A 12,072-nucleotide genomic window follows, 5' to 3' on the forward strand; every position below is an offset into this window, starting at 1 on the left:
TCGGCCCCGGTGCGGTTCTTAACTTCCCACCCACGCGGGCCGGTCCGCGCCGTCGGCCGGCTTCATGACGAGAAGGATTTTCAGCGATGGCAACCGTGAAGGTGACCGACGCGAGCTTCGAGCAGGACGTGCTGCAATCGGCCGAGCCGGTGGTGGTGGATTTCTGGGCCGAGTGGTGCGGCCCGTGCCGCGCGATCGGTCCCGCGCTGGAGGAAATCTCCAGCGAGATGAACGGCCGGGTGAAGATCGCCAAGGTCAACGTCGACGAGAACCCGGGCATCGCCTCCCAGTACGGCATCCGGTCGATCCCGACCCTGATGATCTTCAAGGGCGGCGAGCTCGCCGGCCAGATGGTCGGTGCCAAGCCGAAGGGCGAGCTGTCGCGCTGGATCCAGACCAGCGCCTGAGCGCGGCGGCCCGATCGATCGACGAGGAGCCCGGCCGTGAGGCCGGGCTTTCTGCATTTCGGACGGGCGGTTGTGGCGTCGTCGTCCTTGGGACAACCTCGCGTGGACGGGGAGGGGCGCAAGCTCGCTCCGTTTCTCCCTGAGCTTGTCCGGCTGAAGCGATAGACTTGAAATCCTCCATCGTCGTCCCGAGGCCGCGTAGCGGAGTCCGGGATCCGTGACCGCTGACGGTGCAGGATGAAGCCGGACGATGATCGCCTGATCCGGCCTTATCAGCCGGCACGGATCCCGTGTTCTCGACTTCGTCGATTTCCATGACGATACAGATCGTTGTCAATGTCGCCGCCGGACAACTTGCGCGGCGAGTCAAGCAAGTTCCGATGAACGACGTGTCATAAAATTAACGACCGACAGACGATGATTTCCCGACGACAGGATCGATCCGGATCGTGAGTCGCGGAAGGGATTGTTGGATGGCGATCGAGGCGGTGACCGACGACACCTTCGAGCAGGTCGTGCTGCGATCGGCGGAGCCGGTCGTGGTGGAAATCTGGGCGCCGTGGTGCGGCCCCTGCCGCCTGATCGCTCCGGCTCTGGAAGAGGCGGCAACCGAGTTCCAGGGTCGGGTCAGGTTCGTGAAGCTGAACATCGATGAGAACGAGGGAATGCCGAGGACGTACGGCGTTCAGGCGATGCCGACCCTGCTCCTGTTCAAGAACGGCAATCTCGTCTCGAACCGCGTCGGTGCGTTTCCGAAGACCCGGATGGTGAGCTGGATCAAGGACCACGTCTGACCGCTCGCCGCGTCCCATCGTGCGGGCCTGCCGGCTCACCCCCGCCGCAGCAGCTGGAGCGCGCTGCCCGGCCCGTAGGCCACCCAGATCGCGTCGCAGGCCGCCCGCCGGTCGCGACGCAGTCGCGTGTCCAGATCGTCGAGGGCGGCCTGGAGGCGGACGGAGCGGGTCTTCTGGAAGAAATCGGCGTGGCTGAGCTGCGCCCGGGACGAGAAGGCCCGGAAGTGCTCGGCATCGATCCTGACACCCTCGCAGCGTCGGCTAGCGAGGTCGGCCTCGATGCCGGAGAGCAGGACCGTGTCCTGGGGCGTCGCCTGCTCCCGGTGCGGCTGGGCCGTGAAGCCGAAGGCGATCCAGGCAGTGGCGGCGAGGGCGGAGCCGAGGGACGAGCGGAGGATCATGGACGTGCTCGCAACGCACGAGTGACGATTGCGTGGCGAGAACCGGCGGCGGAAAACCCGGTTCCTGCCCATTCGACCCGCCATGTGCGCCGGCGCACGCCCGAGAAGACCGGGCGCGGCGCCTCCGTTCGTCCTTACAGGGGGTCGCGGTCGATCCAGGCCGGGTCCATCGCGGCGACGTCCTCCGCCGCGGCGCCCCCGTCGAACGGCGCCGGGCCGGGCGCCTCGCCGCGGATCAGGGTCTCGGCCTCGTCGTGGTCGACGTCGCGCATCTGCTCGGCGAGGAGCGCGAGGTAGCTCGCCGCCGCGGAGGTGCCGAACAATCGGCGAAGCGGGCGTGGGCGACCGCCGTCATGGTCTCGACCACCGCCGCGGGCGGGCTGCCGGCCTCGACGGCGTTGTCGAACACCGCCCGCCAGGCGCGGGACAGGCGCTCACGCAGTTCGAAGGTATCGTCCACGGGAGGCCTCGCCGGGCCGGAAAGCGGCCTCACCGGAGTATGGGCCCGGGGGCCCGCGCTTTCCAGGCGGGGAGGGGTGCATCCGGGCGCCTCCGGTGCGATACGGCCCGGGCGGTCCTCAGCCGCAGGGAGAGATCCATGAAACTCTACGGCACCAGCCTGTCGCCGTTCGTCCGCAAGGTGCTCGTCGTCCTCGCCGAGAAGGGCATCGAGGCCAAGCACGTGCCGCTGCGCTTCCACGATCCCGATCCGCGTTTCCGGGCCGCCAGCCCGTTCGGCAAGATCCCCGCCCTGGAGGACGAGGAGTTTCGCCTCGCCGATTCCTCGGCGATCATCCACTACCTGGAGCGCACGCACCCGGCGCCGGCCCTGCTGCCGACGGACGCGCAGGATCTCGGCCGGGCGCTCTGGTTCGACGAGCTCGGCGATACCGAGCTGTTCCCGGTGCTGATCAAGCCCTTCGTCCAGCGGGTCCTGCGGCCGAAGATGATGAAGCAGCCCTGCGACGAGGCGGTGGTCGCCAAGTGCATGGGCGAGGAGTTGCCGCGGCTGTTCGACTATCTCGAAGGGGTGATCGACGGACCGTTCCTGGTCGGCGGCGCGTTCGGCCTCGCCGACATCTCGGTCGCGACGGGCTTCCACAACCTGCACCTCGCCGGCGAGGCGGTCGATGCCGGGCGCTGGCCGCGGCTCGCGGCCTACGTCACGGGCATCCTGGAGCGTCCGTCGTTCCAGGCCGCGATCGCGGCCCGGCAGGGCTGAGGTAGGGTCGAGGGGGCGGGTGACCGTCCCCTCGTGTCAGCGTCCCTTGGCGCTGCGGCGATAGAAGCCGTCGACCTGGGACTGGGCCTCGGCCCGGTCGCGCTCGTTGGCGGCGGACATCGCCTGCTCCTGCAGGGCGACGATCCACTGGTCCTTCGGCCCTTCCGCCGCGTCGCGGGCGAGCGTCAGCCAGGCGAGGCCCCGGGCGCGCTGCACCGTGACGCCCTGGCCGTTGATCAGGAGCTGGCCGAGCAGCGCCTGCGCGGCCGGATGCCCCTTCTCGGCGGCGAGGTTGAACCAGCGCGCCGCCTGGCGCGGATCCTGGGTCACGCCGGTGCCGTCGAGGTAGAGCCGGGCGAGGTTGTACTGCGCGTTCGGGTCGCCGTAGTAGGTCGCCGCGTAGTTGAACATGTCGTAGGCGCGCTCGACGTTCGGGCGCACGTAGGAGCCCTTGATCCCGTCGAGGAAGTAGCGGCCGAGCGCCGTGAACGCGCTCGCCACCACGCCGGCATTCGGCGCCTCCGGTCCCTCGTCGGCGTTCTCGTCGGCGATCTTCGAGAAGAACTCGAACGCCTTGAGGTCGTCGTGCGGGACGCCGTCGCCCTCCGCGTACATGCGGCCGAGCTTCCACAGGGCCAGGGCATGGCCCTGTCCCGCGGCGTATTCGAGGGCGCGGGCGGCGCCCTCCTTGTCGCCGGCATTGTAGTCGCGCATGCCCGTCCGCATCGCCTCGCGGGCGCTGCGGTAGCCCGCCGCCGCGGGCACCGGCGTCCGCACCGCGGCGTCGAGCGCAGCAGCCGGGCCGGCCCCGGCCATCGTCAGGCCGAGGAGCGCGAGGAGGAACCGGCGGCCCGCCCTTTTGGGCAGGCCGGCCTCAGATGTCCGCATAGGAGAGCGTCTCCTGGGCCCCGCCCGGATGCGTCACCGCGCCGGTCACCGCCGGGCCGACGGTCTGCGCGTACTTCCACAGGTAGCCCGAGGTCGAATCGTTGGCCCGCGGCTGCCAGGCCGCGCGGCGCTGGGCGAGCTCGTCATCCGTGAGGTCGACCGAGAGCGTGCCCTGGATCGCGTCGATGCGGATGATGTCGCCGTCCTGGAGGAGGCCGATCGGGCCGCCCACCGCGGCTTCGGGCCCGACATGGCCGATGCAGAAGCCGCGGGTGGCGCCCGAGAAGCGCCCGTCGGTGATGAGAGCCACCTTGTCGCCCATGCCCTGGCCGTAGAGGGCCGCGGTGGTCGCCAGCATCTCGCGCATGCCGGGGCCGCCGCGCGGGCCCTCGTAGCGGATCACCAGGACCTCGCCCTCCTTGTAGGTGCGGTTCTTCACCGCCTCGAAGCAGGCCTCCTCGTTGTCGAAGACCCGGGCCGGGCCGGCGAAGCTCTGCTTCTCCGGCGGCATGCCGGCGACCTTCACGATCGCGCCCTCGGGGGCGAGATTGCCCTTGAGGCCGACGACGCCGCCGGTCGCGGTGATCGGCTGGCTCGAGGGGCGCACCACGTCCTGGTTCGCGTTCCACGACACCTTGGCGAGGTTCTCGGCGATGGTGCGGCCGGTGACGGTGAGGCAGTCGCCGTGCAGGAAGCCGCCGTCGAGCAGCGTCTTCATCAGGAGCGGGATGCCGCCGACCTCGAACAGGTCCTTGGCGACGTAGCGCCCGCCGGGCTTCAGGTCGGCGATGTAGGGCGTGCGCTTGAAGATCTCGGCGACGTCGAACAGGTCGAATTCGATGCCGCACTCGTGCGCGATCGCCGGGAGGTGGAGCGCCGCGTTGGTCGAGCCGCCCGACGCCGCCACCACGGTCGCGGCGTTCTCGAGCGCGCGGCGGGTGACGATGTCGCGCGGGCGGATGTTCTTGGCGAGGAGCTCCATCACCATCTCGCCGGCGGTGGCGCAGAACCGGTCGCGGATCTCGTAGGGAGCGGGGGCGCCGGCCGAGTAGGGCAGCGCCAGGCCGATCGCCTCGGAGACGGTCGCCATGGTGTTGGCGGTGAACTGCGCGCCGCAGGCGCCGGCCGACGGGCAGGCGACCTGCTCCAGCTCCTCGAGGTCGTCGTCGCTCATCGCGCCGACCGAGTGCTTGCCGACCGCCTCGAACAGGTCCTGGATGGTGACGGGCTGGCCCCGGAAGGTGCCGGGCAGGATCGAGCCGCCGTAGATGAAGACGGAGGGCACGTTGAGGCGCACCATCGCCATCATCATGCCGGGCAGGGACTTGTCGCAGCCGGCCAGCCCCACGAGCGCGTCGTAGGCGTGGCCGCGCATGGTCAGCTCGACCGAGTCGGCGATGACCTCGCGGGACGGCAGCGAGGCGCGCATGCCGCGGTGCCCCATGGCGATGCCGTCGGTGACCGTGATGGTGCAGAACTCGCGCGGGGTGCCGCCGGCGGCGGCCACGCCCTTCTTCACGGCCTGGGCCTGGCGCATCAGCGAGATGTTGCAGGGCGCCGCCTCGTTCCAGCACGACGCCACGCCGATCAGCGGCTGGTGGATCTGCTCGCGGGTCAGCCCCATGGCGTACAGGTACGACCGGTGCGGCGCGCGGTCCGGACCCTCGGTCACGTAGCGGCTGGGCAGCTTCGATTTGTCGGTGGTGTGACGCGCGTCCATGGCCCTGTCCCGTACCCGTAGTTTCTTGAAAGGCCGGTTTTTCTCCGGTCCCGCTCCCTGCACCGTCCCGGGACGGCTCACGCGAAACGAACCCGTCGGGGGGTCAATCCGCCAGCTTTGCCCGCGATCCCCGGGAACCCGGGAAGACCGCGATAAATCGCTGTGGGGACAGTCGCTTAACGTGGCCGTTGAGGTGCCGTCGGTTTATGGCGGGAACGCGGCGGAGCAAAGTGCGGTCTGGGGCAAAGCTGGGATGCTTTCGGGGTGTTGCGACCTCGCCACAGCTAAGCTTGCGGGCGAGGTCCGACGAAGGGCGAGGGGTGCCCTTCGGCATCCGGGCGCACCCTGCCCGGCCTTCGTGTCCGGGGTGAGGCGAAGTCCTCGGCGCGACGCACGCGGGCCTGTGCGGGCCGGTCCGACCCCGATGCGATTTTCACTTGCGATCGACTTGGCCCGCACGGCGATCGACTTGGCCGGCGCGAGTCGCGGCGCGGCGCCTCGCGGGCGGAGCCGTCGCGGCGCCTGGCATCGGCCGCGCGGCGAATCGGTGAGCGGACCGCGCGGCGGCGTTCTCCGGCCGCCGCGCGGTCCGGGGCCGGCGCTCAGCCGGCGGCTGCGGCCGAGCGGCGCTCGACCAGGCGGGCGAAGTACGCCGCCCCGAGCGGGATGATCGCGTCGTCGAAGTCGAAGGCGGCGTTGTGCAGGTTCGCCCCGGCCTTGCCCCCGAGCCAGGCATAGGCGCCCGGCACCGCGTGCAGCATGTCGGCGAAGTCCTCGCTGCCCATCTTGGGCTCGGGCGCGAGGTCGACCTTGGCGGCGCCGAACAGCTCGGTGGCGATCTCGGCGGCGGCCTGCGTCTGGGCCTCGCTGTTGCGCAGGACCGAGAAGATGTCGCGGATGTCGACCGTGATCTCGGCCCCGAAGGTCGCCGCCACGCCGGCGGCGATCTCGCGCATGCGCTTTGCCACCAGGGCGCGGATGTCGTCGTCGAAGGTGCGGATCGTGCCGGCGAGGTGGGCCTCCTCCGGGATCACGTTGTAGGCCGCCCCGGCATGGACCTGGGTGATCGACAGGACCGCCGATTGCAGCGGGTTGGCGTTGCGGCTGACGATGGTCTGGAGCGCCTGGACCAGGGCGGCCTGCACCACGACCGGGTCGATGCCGCGGTTCGGCTGCGCCCCGTGCGCGCCGCGTCCGATGATGCGGATGTCGAAGAAGTCGGCCGCCGCCATGGCGGGGCCGGGCCGCACCGAGAGCTCGCCGGTCCGCCCGCTCGGGTTGTTGTGCAGGCCGTAGACCTCGTCGCAGGGAAAGCGCGAGAACAGCCCGTCGGCCAGCATGGCGCGGGCGCCGCCCAGGCCCTCCTCGGCGGGCTGGAAGATGAACACCGCGGTCCCGTCGAAGTCGCGCGTCTCGGCCAGGTACTTGGCGGCGCCGAGCAGGATCGTGGTGTGGCCGTCATGGCCGCAGGCGTGCATCTTGCCCGGGACCGTCGAGCGGTAGGGGAGGTTGGTCGCCTCCTCGATCGGCAGGGCGTCCATGTCGGCCCGAAGCCCGATGCGGCGCCCGCTGGTGCCGCGGCCCTTCAGGACACCGACGACGCCGGTGCGGCCGACCTCGCGATGCACCTCGATGCCCCAGGAGGCGAGCTTGTCGGCCACGACGCCGGAGGTGCGCACCTCCTCGAAGCCGAGCTCGGGATGGGCGTGCAGGTCGCGCCGGATGGCGGTGAGCGCGTCGAGGTCGGCGGAGATGCGATCGATCGGGGACATGCGGGACAAAGCGCTCCGGGATTCGGCCCGCGATGCCCGGGCCGGACGGCGGCATCCTCAGACGCGGTCCCGCCCGAGTCCAGGGCCGCGGATGCATGGCAGTGCCATGGTCACCCGCGCCCGCGGATACTCGGCGAGAAGGCTCAGTCGGCGATGGCGCCGTAGACGAGCTGCTTGATCTCGCGCCGGTAATAGGCCCGGCTCGGTCCGGGAGCCTGGGTCATCATCACCACCGCCAGGTCTTCCTTGGGATCGACCCAGAAGAACGTGCCGGCATAGCCCGCCCACATAAACTCGCCCTTGGAGCCGGGCACCCCGGCGATGCCGGCGTCCTTCCGCACCATGAAGCCGAGGCCGAACGTGTAGCCGGGCACGCCCATCAGGAGCTCGCCGGGGCTGACCGCCGGCCTGATCCGGTCGCCGAGATGGTCGGCGGTCATCAGTTCGACGCTGGTGCGGCTGAGCACCCGGGCGCCGTCGAGGCTGCCGCCGTCGAGGAGGGCCTGGGCGAAGCGCAGGTAATCGGCCGCGGTGCCGTAGCCGCCGGCGCCGCCGGAATCGTTCTTCGGCGCGGCGCCGTCGATCAGCCGGTTCGGCGCGCCGGTGGCGGGATCGGTCGGCAACGCCTGGGCGATCCGCCCTGCCTTGTCGGCCGCCACCGAGAAGCCGGTCTCGCCCATCCTGAGCGGCCGCAGGACCCGCTCCGAGAGGTAGTCGCCGAGGCGTTGCCCCGAGGCCTTCTCGACGACGCGGCCGAGCACGTCGACGGCGAGGCTGTACTGCCAGACCGTGCCGGGCTGGTAGGCGAGCGGCGCTGCCGCGATCCGGGCCGTGAACTCCTCCGGGGTGAGGTCGGTGGTGTTGTAGTCGAAGTCGGGCTTGAACAATCCGGCCTTGGCGTAGGCCGTCTTCACCGCCGAATTCGTGGTGATCTCGCCGTAGGCGAGGCCGGCGGTGTGGCGCAGGAGATCCTGCACGGTCGGGGCGCGCTCGACCGGCACGAGGTCGGGCGAGGCCTCGCCCAGCGCGTTGGGGCGGCTCTGCGCCACCTTCAGGTCCTTGAACTCGGGCAGGTACTTCGACACCGGCTCGGTGAGCTGGAGCCGGCCATCCTCCATGAGCGTCATCGCGGCGACCGAGGTCAGCGGCTTCGTCATCGAGTAGATGCGGAAGATCGCGTCCTTGGAGAGCGGCGCGCCGGCGGCCTTGTCGCGAAAACCCACGCTCTCGGCGTAGGCGAGGCGGCCGCGCCGGGCGATCATCACCACGGCGCCGGGCAGGCGGCCGGCCGCCACCTCCTCCTCCATGACCCGCTTGATGCGGCCGAGCCGCTCGGTGGACAGCCCGACCTCCTCGGGCCGGGCCGGCGCCAGGGCCTCGCCGCCGCGCGGCCGCAGGGCCTGGTCCGCCATCGCCGGCGCGGAGAGCGCCGTGAGCGCCAACCCGACGCAACCCAGCAGGAACCGGCGGGACGCGCCCGCGCGTCCTCCCTCGCTCGTCCGCATGACGTATCGCTCCCGAACCGGAGCCTCTTGCCGGGCCCCGTGGAGGGAGCGTAGCCGCCCGGAGGCCGGCGCGCTACGGCGCCGTCACTCGTCGCCCCTGCGGAACGGCGTCGCCTCGTCGAGGGCCTCCGCCGCCGCCTCGACGTGGCGCGCCTCGCGGGCGAGGTAGTCGGCGATGGCCGCGCGCAGGCCGGGATCGGCGATGTCGTGGACCGAGTGGGTGATGACCGGGCGGTAGCCGCGGGCGAGCTTGTGCTCCCCTTGCGCCCCGGCCTCGACCCGGGCGAGGCCGCGACGAATCGCGAAGTCGATCGCCTGGTAGTAGCAGACCTCGAAATGCAGGAACGGGTGGTCCTCGATGCAGCCCCAGTTGCGGCCGTAGAGGGCGCGGTCGCCGATCAGGTTGATGGCGCCCGCCACGTACCGGCCCTCGCGCCGGGCCATCACCAGCAGGATGCGCTCGGGCATCCGCTCGCCGATGAGCGAGAAGAACTCCCGGTTGAGGTAGGGCCGGCCCCACTTGCGCGAGCCCGTATCCATGTAGAAGCGGTAGAACGCGTCCCAGTGCGCTTCCGTGAGGTCCGAGCCGGTGACCCATTCGACCGTGAGCCCGGCCGCGAGCGCGTCGCGGCGCTCGCGCTTGATCGCCTTGCGCTTGCGCGAGGCGAGCGCGGCGAGGAAGTCGTCGAAGGTGGCGTAGCCGGCGTTGTCCCAGTGGAACTGCTGGTCGACCCGCCGCAGGAAGCCGAGCTCGCCCGCCCGCTCCGCCTCGACCTCCGGGAGGAAGGTGGCGTGGATCGAGGAGGCCTCGACCTGCCGGCGCAGGGCCCGCAGGCCGGCCACGAGCGCGGCGGTCGCCTCCTCCGGATCCTCGCCGGGCGCGATGAGGAAGCGGGGGCCGGTCACCGGCGTGAACGGCACGCTGACCTGGAGCTTCGGGTAGTAGCGGCCGCCGGCGCGCTCGAACGCGTCGGCCCAGCCGTGGTCGAACACGTACTCGCCCTGCGAGTGGGATTTCAGGTAGCAGGGGGCGTAGGCGATCACCCGCCCGTCGCGCTCGACGGCGACGTGCAGCGGGACCCAGCCGGTGCGGCCGCCGACGCAGCCGGACTCTTCCAGGGCCGACAGGAAGGCGTGGCTGACGAAGGGGTTGTGGCTCTCGCTCGCCCCCTCCAGCGATTCGGCCGAGAGGGCGCAGCGGTCCCAGTCGGCCGCCGCGATCTCGGAGATGCGCTGGACGACGCGGACCTGCAAGGTGCCCGTCCCCGGGGTGGCGCCACACCCTGCTTCGCCGGTTTGCTCCATGGGGGGCGCAGTTAGGTCGCGGCCCGGGCCTCGGCAATGCGGCGCGGCCTCGCAGGTGCGACGCGCCCGACGGAACCGTCCGGGCGTTTCTCCGCTTGGTTTCCCGCCATGATCAGCGACGACACCACGGCGCGCTCGCGCGTCCCGACAGCGATGCCGACGCCTCCGCAGGGTTCACCGAACACGCCGGCCGAGACCCCGCTGGCCGAGACCCCCCTGGCCCAGGCCTGGGACGACCGGATCGCCCGGCTGCTCGACCTCCTGCCGCGGCGGATCGGCGATGCCATCGCCTGGCTGCGGGCGCCGTCCCGGCGCTGGGTCCGGATCCCGGCGGCGATCCTGCTGATCCTCGGCGGCTTCCTGGCGGTCCTGCCGATCTTCGGCCTGTGGATGCTGCCGCTCGGCCTCGCACTCCTCAGCGAGGACCTGCCCGGCATGAAGCCGTCGCTGGAGCGCGCGGCGCGGTGGCTCGAGGGCAAGTGGGGGCGGGTGGTCGCGTGGTGGCGGGGTCGCTGAGGCGGCCGACGATACGCCGTCGAATGGACGCCCCCGCCACCGCACGGGGTCATCCCGGGGCCGCGCGGCGGAGCCCGGGATCCAGATCCTCAGGAGAATCGATCCGTCAGTTCAACGACGTCATCGCCCCCGGCCGCGTCGCGTTCGGCCATGACACCGCCGGCAGGTCGCTGTTGGGCAATTCGACGCTCACGGCGTCGCCCGGCATCAGGGCCGTGACCTCCTCGCCGACGATCTCCTGAACCCCTGCGGCGCCCTGGCGGGTGATGCGGTAGATCGGCCGGGCGCGGCGGGCCTGGGCGCGGTCGGAGAGGACGCGCGGGGCCGACACCTCGGCCTCGATGATCAGCCGCTCGGTCATCTCCATCCGGGGCTTCAGCTGCTCCAGCATCCGCTGGGTGTCGCGCATCTCCGCCGTGACCTCGGTGGCGCGCCGGCTGCGCATGTCGAGGATCGAGAGGTCGGCCCGCGAGATCGCCTCGCGGGCGCGCAGCAGGTCGGTGGTGGTGCGCAGCTTCTCGCTCTCCATCTGCGCCATCGAGCGGCCGGCCGCGATGGTGCGCTGCTGCGTGGCCAGCCCGCGCTCGGCGAGCTGCTCGTTGCTGCGGATCTCGGTGGCGATCAGCTTGATCTGGGTGTCGATGGTGGCGAGCTGGCCGTTGAGCGCGTCGATCTGCTGGCGCAGGAAGCGCTTGAGATCCTCGATCGCGTCGACCTGCATCGCCAGTGCCCTGCGGCGGGCCTCGAAGGTCGAGGCCTCGCGCTCGATGAGGGACTGGAGGCCCGGATCCGGGCGCCCGGCCAGCTCCTTCGGGAACTCGATCTTCGGCTTGTCGTCCCGCTCGGCGGCGAGGCGCACGAGGCGGATCGTCAGCTGGTCGCGGTCCTTGTGCAGGCCGGCGAGGTCGCCGCGGGCGGTGATCGCGTCGCGCTCCAGGCGCAGGAGGCCGCTGTCGGTGACCCGCGGCGGTCCGCCCGCCAGCGCCACCGCCTTGGCCACGGTCAGCCCCGGCCGGAAGGAGAATTCCCCCGGCTTGTCGACGGCGCCGGTGATGTAGAAGGGCCGGTACTGGGCGATCTCGACCGCGGTGTCGGGAGCGTCCGCCAGCTCCATGCGCTCGCGCAGGCGCCGCGCCACCAGCCGGCCGACCTCCCGGGTCGGCAGCCCGGCGACCGGGATGTCGCCGATGATCGGCAGCGACAGCGTGCCGTCCGCCCCGATGGTGAATTCGTCGTTGAGCGCGGTCCAGGCGAAGATCTCGTCGCGGCTCGCCCGCCACTCGAACACCCTGAGCCGGATCCGGTCGAGCGGGCCGAGGGCGTAGCCGGCGGGGCTCGCCGCCGGAACGGCGATCGGGGGAGTGGGGGGTGTGCCTCCGGCCGCACCGGCGGGCCCGGCCGGCAGGCAGATCGCGCCCAGGCCGACCGCGCCGGCGACGATCGCGCCGACGTCGAAGGCGCCGAGCTTGAGCCCGCGCCGGAGGGGAGCGGGAGGACGATGTGCTGCTCGCATGCGGTTCAAGGCCTTCGCGTCCCGGAGGA

Annotated in this window: 12 protein-coding genes; 4 read left to right on the forward strand and 8 right to left on the reverse strand. The window is 71.5% G+C overall.

Annotated features, from left to right (window positions below; genetic code table 11):
- Window positions 1-86: 86 nt before the first annotated feature.
- Together trxA (DK419_RS11155) and trxA (DK419_RS11160) are read left to right on the forward strand one after the other, a co-directional pair.
- Entirely contained in the window at window positions 87-407 is a 321-nt protein-coding gene (gene trxA / locus DK419_RS11155) for a thioredoxin (RefSeq protein ID WP_109959135.1), read from the forward strand.
- A gap of 473 nt (window positions 408-880) precedes the next feature.
- Entirely contained in the window at window positions 881-1,201 is a 321-nt protein-coding gene (trxA, locus tag DK419_RS11160; protein ID WP_109959136.1) for a thioredoxin, read from the forward strand.
- A gap of 35 nt (window positions 1,202-1,236) precedes the next feature.
- Here the strand turns inward: trxA (DK419_RS11160) and DK419_RS11165 are convergent, their stop codons facing one another.
- Window positions 1,237-1,602 carry a hypothetical protein gene (locus tag DK419_RS11165; protein WP_109959137.1) on the reverse strand — a complete coding sequence of 122 codons (366 nt, stop codon included), beginning with the start codon at window positions 1,600-1,602 and terminating at the stop codon, window positions 1,237-1,239.
- Window positions 1,603-1,736: 134 nt separating this feature from the next.
- Entirely contained in the window at window positions 1,737-1,925 is a 189-nt protein-coding gene (locus tag DK419_RS29415; RefSeq protein WP_245442910.1) for a hypothetical protein, read from the reverse strand.
- A 275-nt stretch (window positions 1,926-2,200) separates the two neighbouring features.
- Between DK419_RS29415 and DK419_RS11175 the strand changes: the two genes are divergently transcribed.
- On the forward strand, window positions 2,201-2,824 hold the full coding sequence (locus tag DK419_RS11175; protein ID WP_109959138.1) for a glutathione S-transferase family protein: 624 nt from the start codon (window positions 2,201-2,203) through the stop codon (window positions 2,822-2,824).
- 36 nt (window positions 2,825-2,860) lie between these two features.
- On the opposite strand, the gene DK419_RS11180 is transcribed toward DK419_RS11175, so the two are convergent.
- From DK419_RS11180 to DK419_RS11200, 5 genes are all read right to left on the reverse strand, one after another.
- Entirely contained in the window at window positions 2,861-3,712 is an 852-nt protein-coding gene (locus tag DK419_RS11180; protein ID WP_167450837.1) for a tetratricopeptide repeat protein, read from the reverse strand.
- Entirely contained in the window at window positions 3,699-5,432 is a 1,734-nt protein-coding gene (gene ilvD, locus DK419_RS11185; protein ID WP_109959139.1) for a dihydroxy-acid dehydratase, read from the reverse strand. Before ilvD ends, DK419_RS11180 begins: the two co-directional genes overlap by 14 nt.
- A 602-nt stretch (window positions 5,433-6,034) precedes the next feature.
- Entirely contained in the window at window positions 6,035-7,204 is a 1,170-nt protein-coding gene (locus DK419_RS11190; protein WP_109959140.1) for a M20 aminoacylase family protein, read from the reverse strand.
- A gap of 143 nt (window positions 7,205-7,347) precedes the next feature.
- A complete protein-coding gene (locus DK419_RS11195) occupies window positions 7,348-8,709 on the reverse strand; it encodes a serine hydrolase domain-containing protein (protein WP_109959141.1) in 1,362 nt (453 codons plus the stop codon).
- A gap of 84 nt (window positions 8,710-8,793) precedes the next feature.
- Window positions 8,794-10,014, reverse strand: a complete 1,221-nt coding sequence (locus tag DK419_RS11200) for a GNAT family N-acetyltransferase (RefSeq protein WP_109959142.1) — start codon at window positions 10,012-10,014, stop codon at window positions 8,794-8,796.
- Between the two features lie 153 nt (window positions 10,015-10,167).
- Between DK419_RS11200 and DK419_RS11205 the strand changes: the two genes are divergently transcribed.
- Window positions 10,168-10,530, forward strand: coding sequence for a hypothetical protein (locus tag DK419_RS11205; RefSeq protein ID WP_109962250.1), 363 nt, complete (start codon window positions 10,168-10,170; stop codon window positions 10,528-10,530).
- 106 nt (window positions 10,531-10,636) lie between these two features.
- Here DK419_RS11205 and DK419_RS11210 read toward each other — a convergent pair whose 3' ends face one another.
- Window positions 10,637-12,043, reverse strand: coding sequence for a polysaccharide biosynthesis/export family protein (locus DK419_RS11210; protein WP_109959143.1), 1,407 nt, complete (start codon window positions 12,041-12,043; stop codon window positions 10,637-10,639).
- Window positions 12,044-12,072: the final 29 nt, after the last annotated feature.

The sequence above is a fragment of the Methylobacterium terrae genome (assembly GCF_003173755.1).
Taxonomy (GTDB): Bacteria; Pseudomonadota; Alphaproteobacteria; order Rhizobiales; family Beijerinckiaceae; genus Methylobacterium; species Methylobacterium terrae.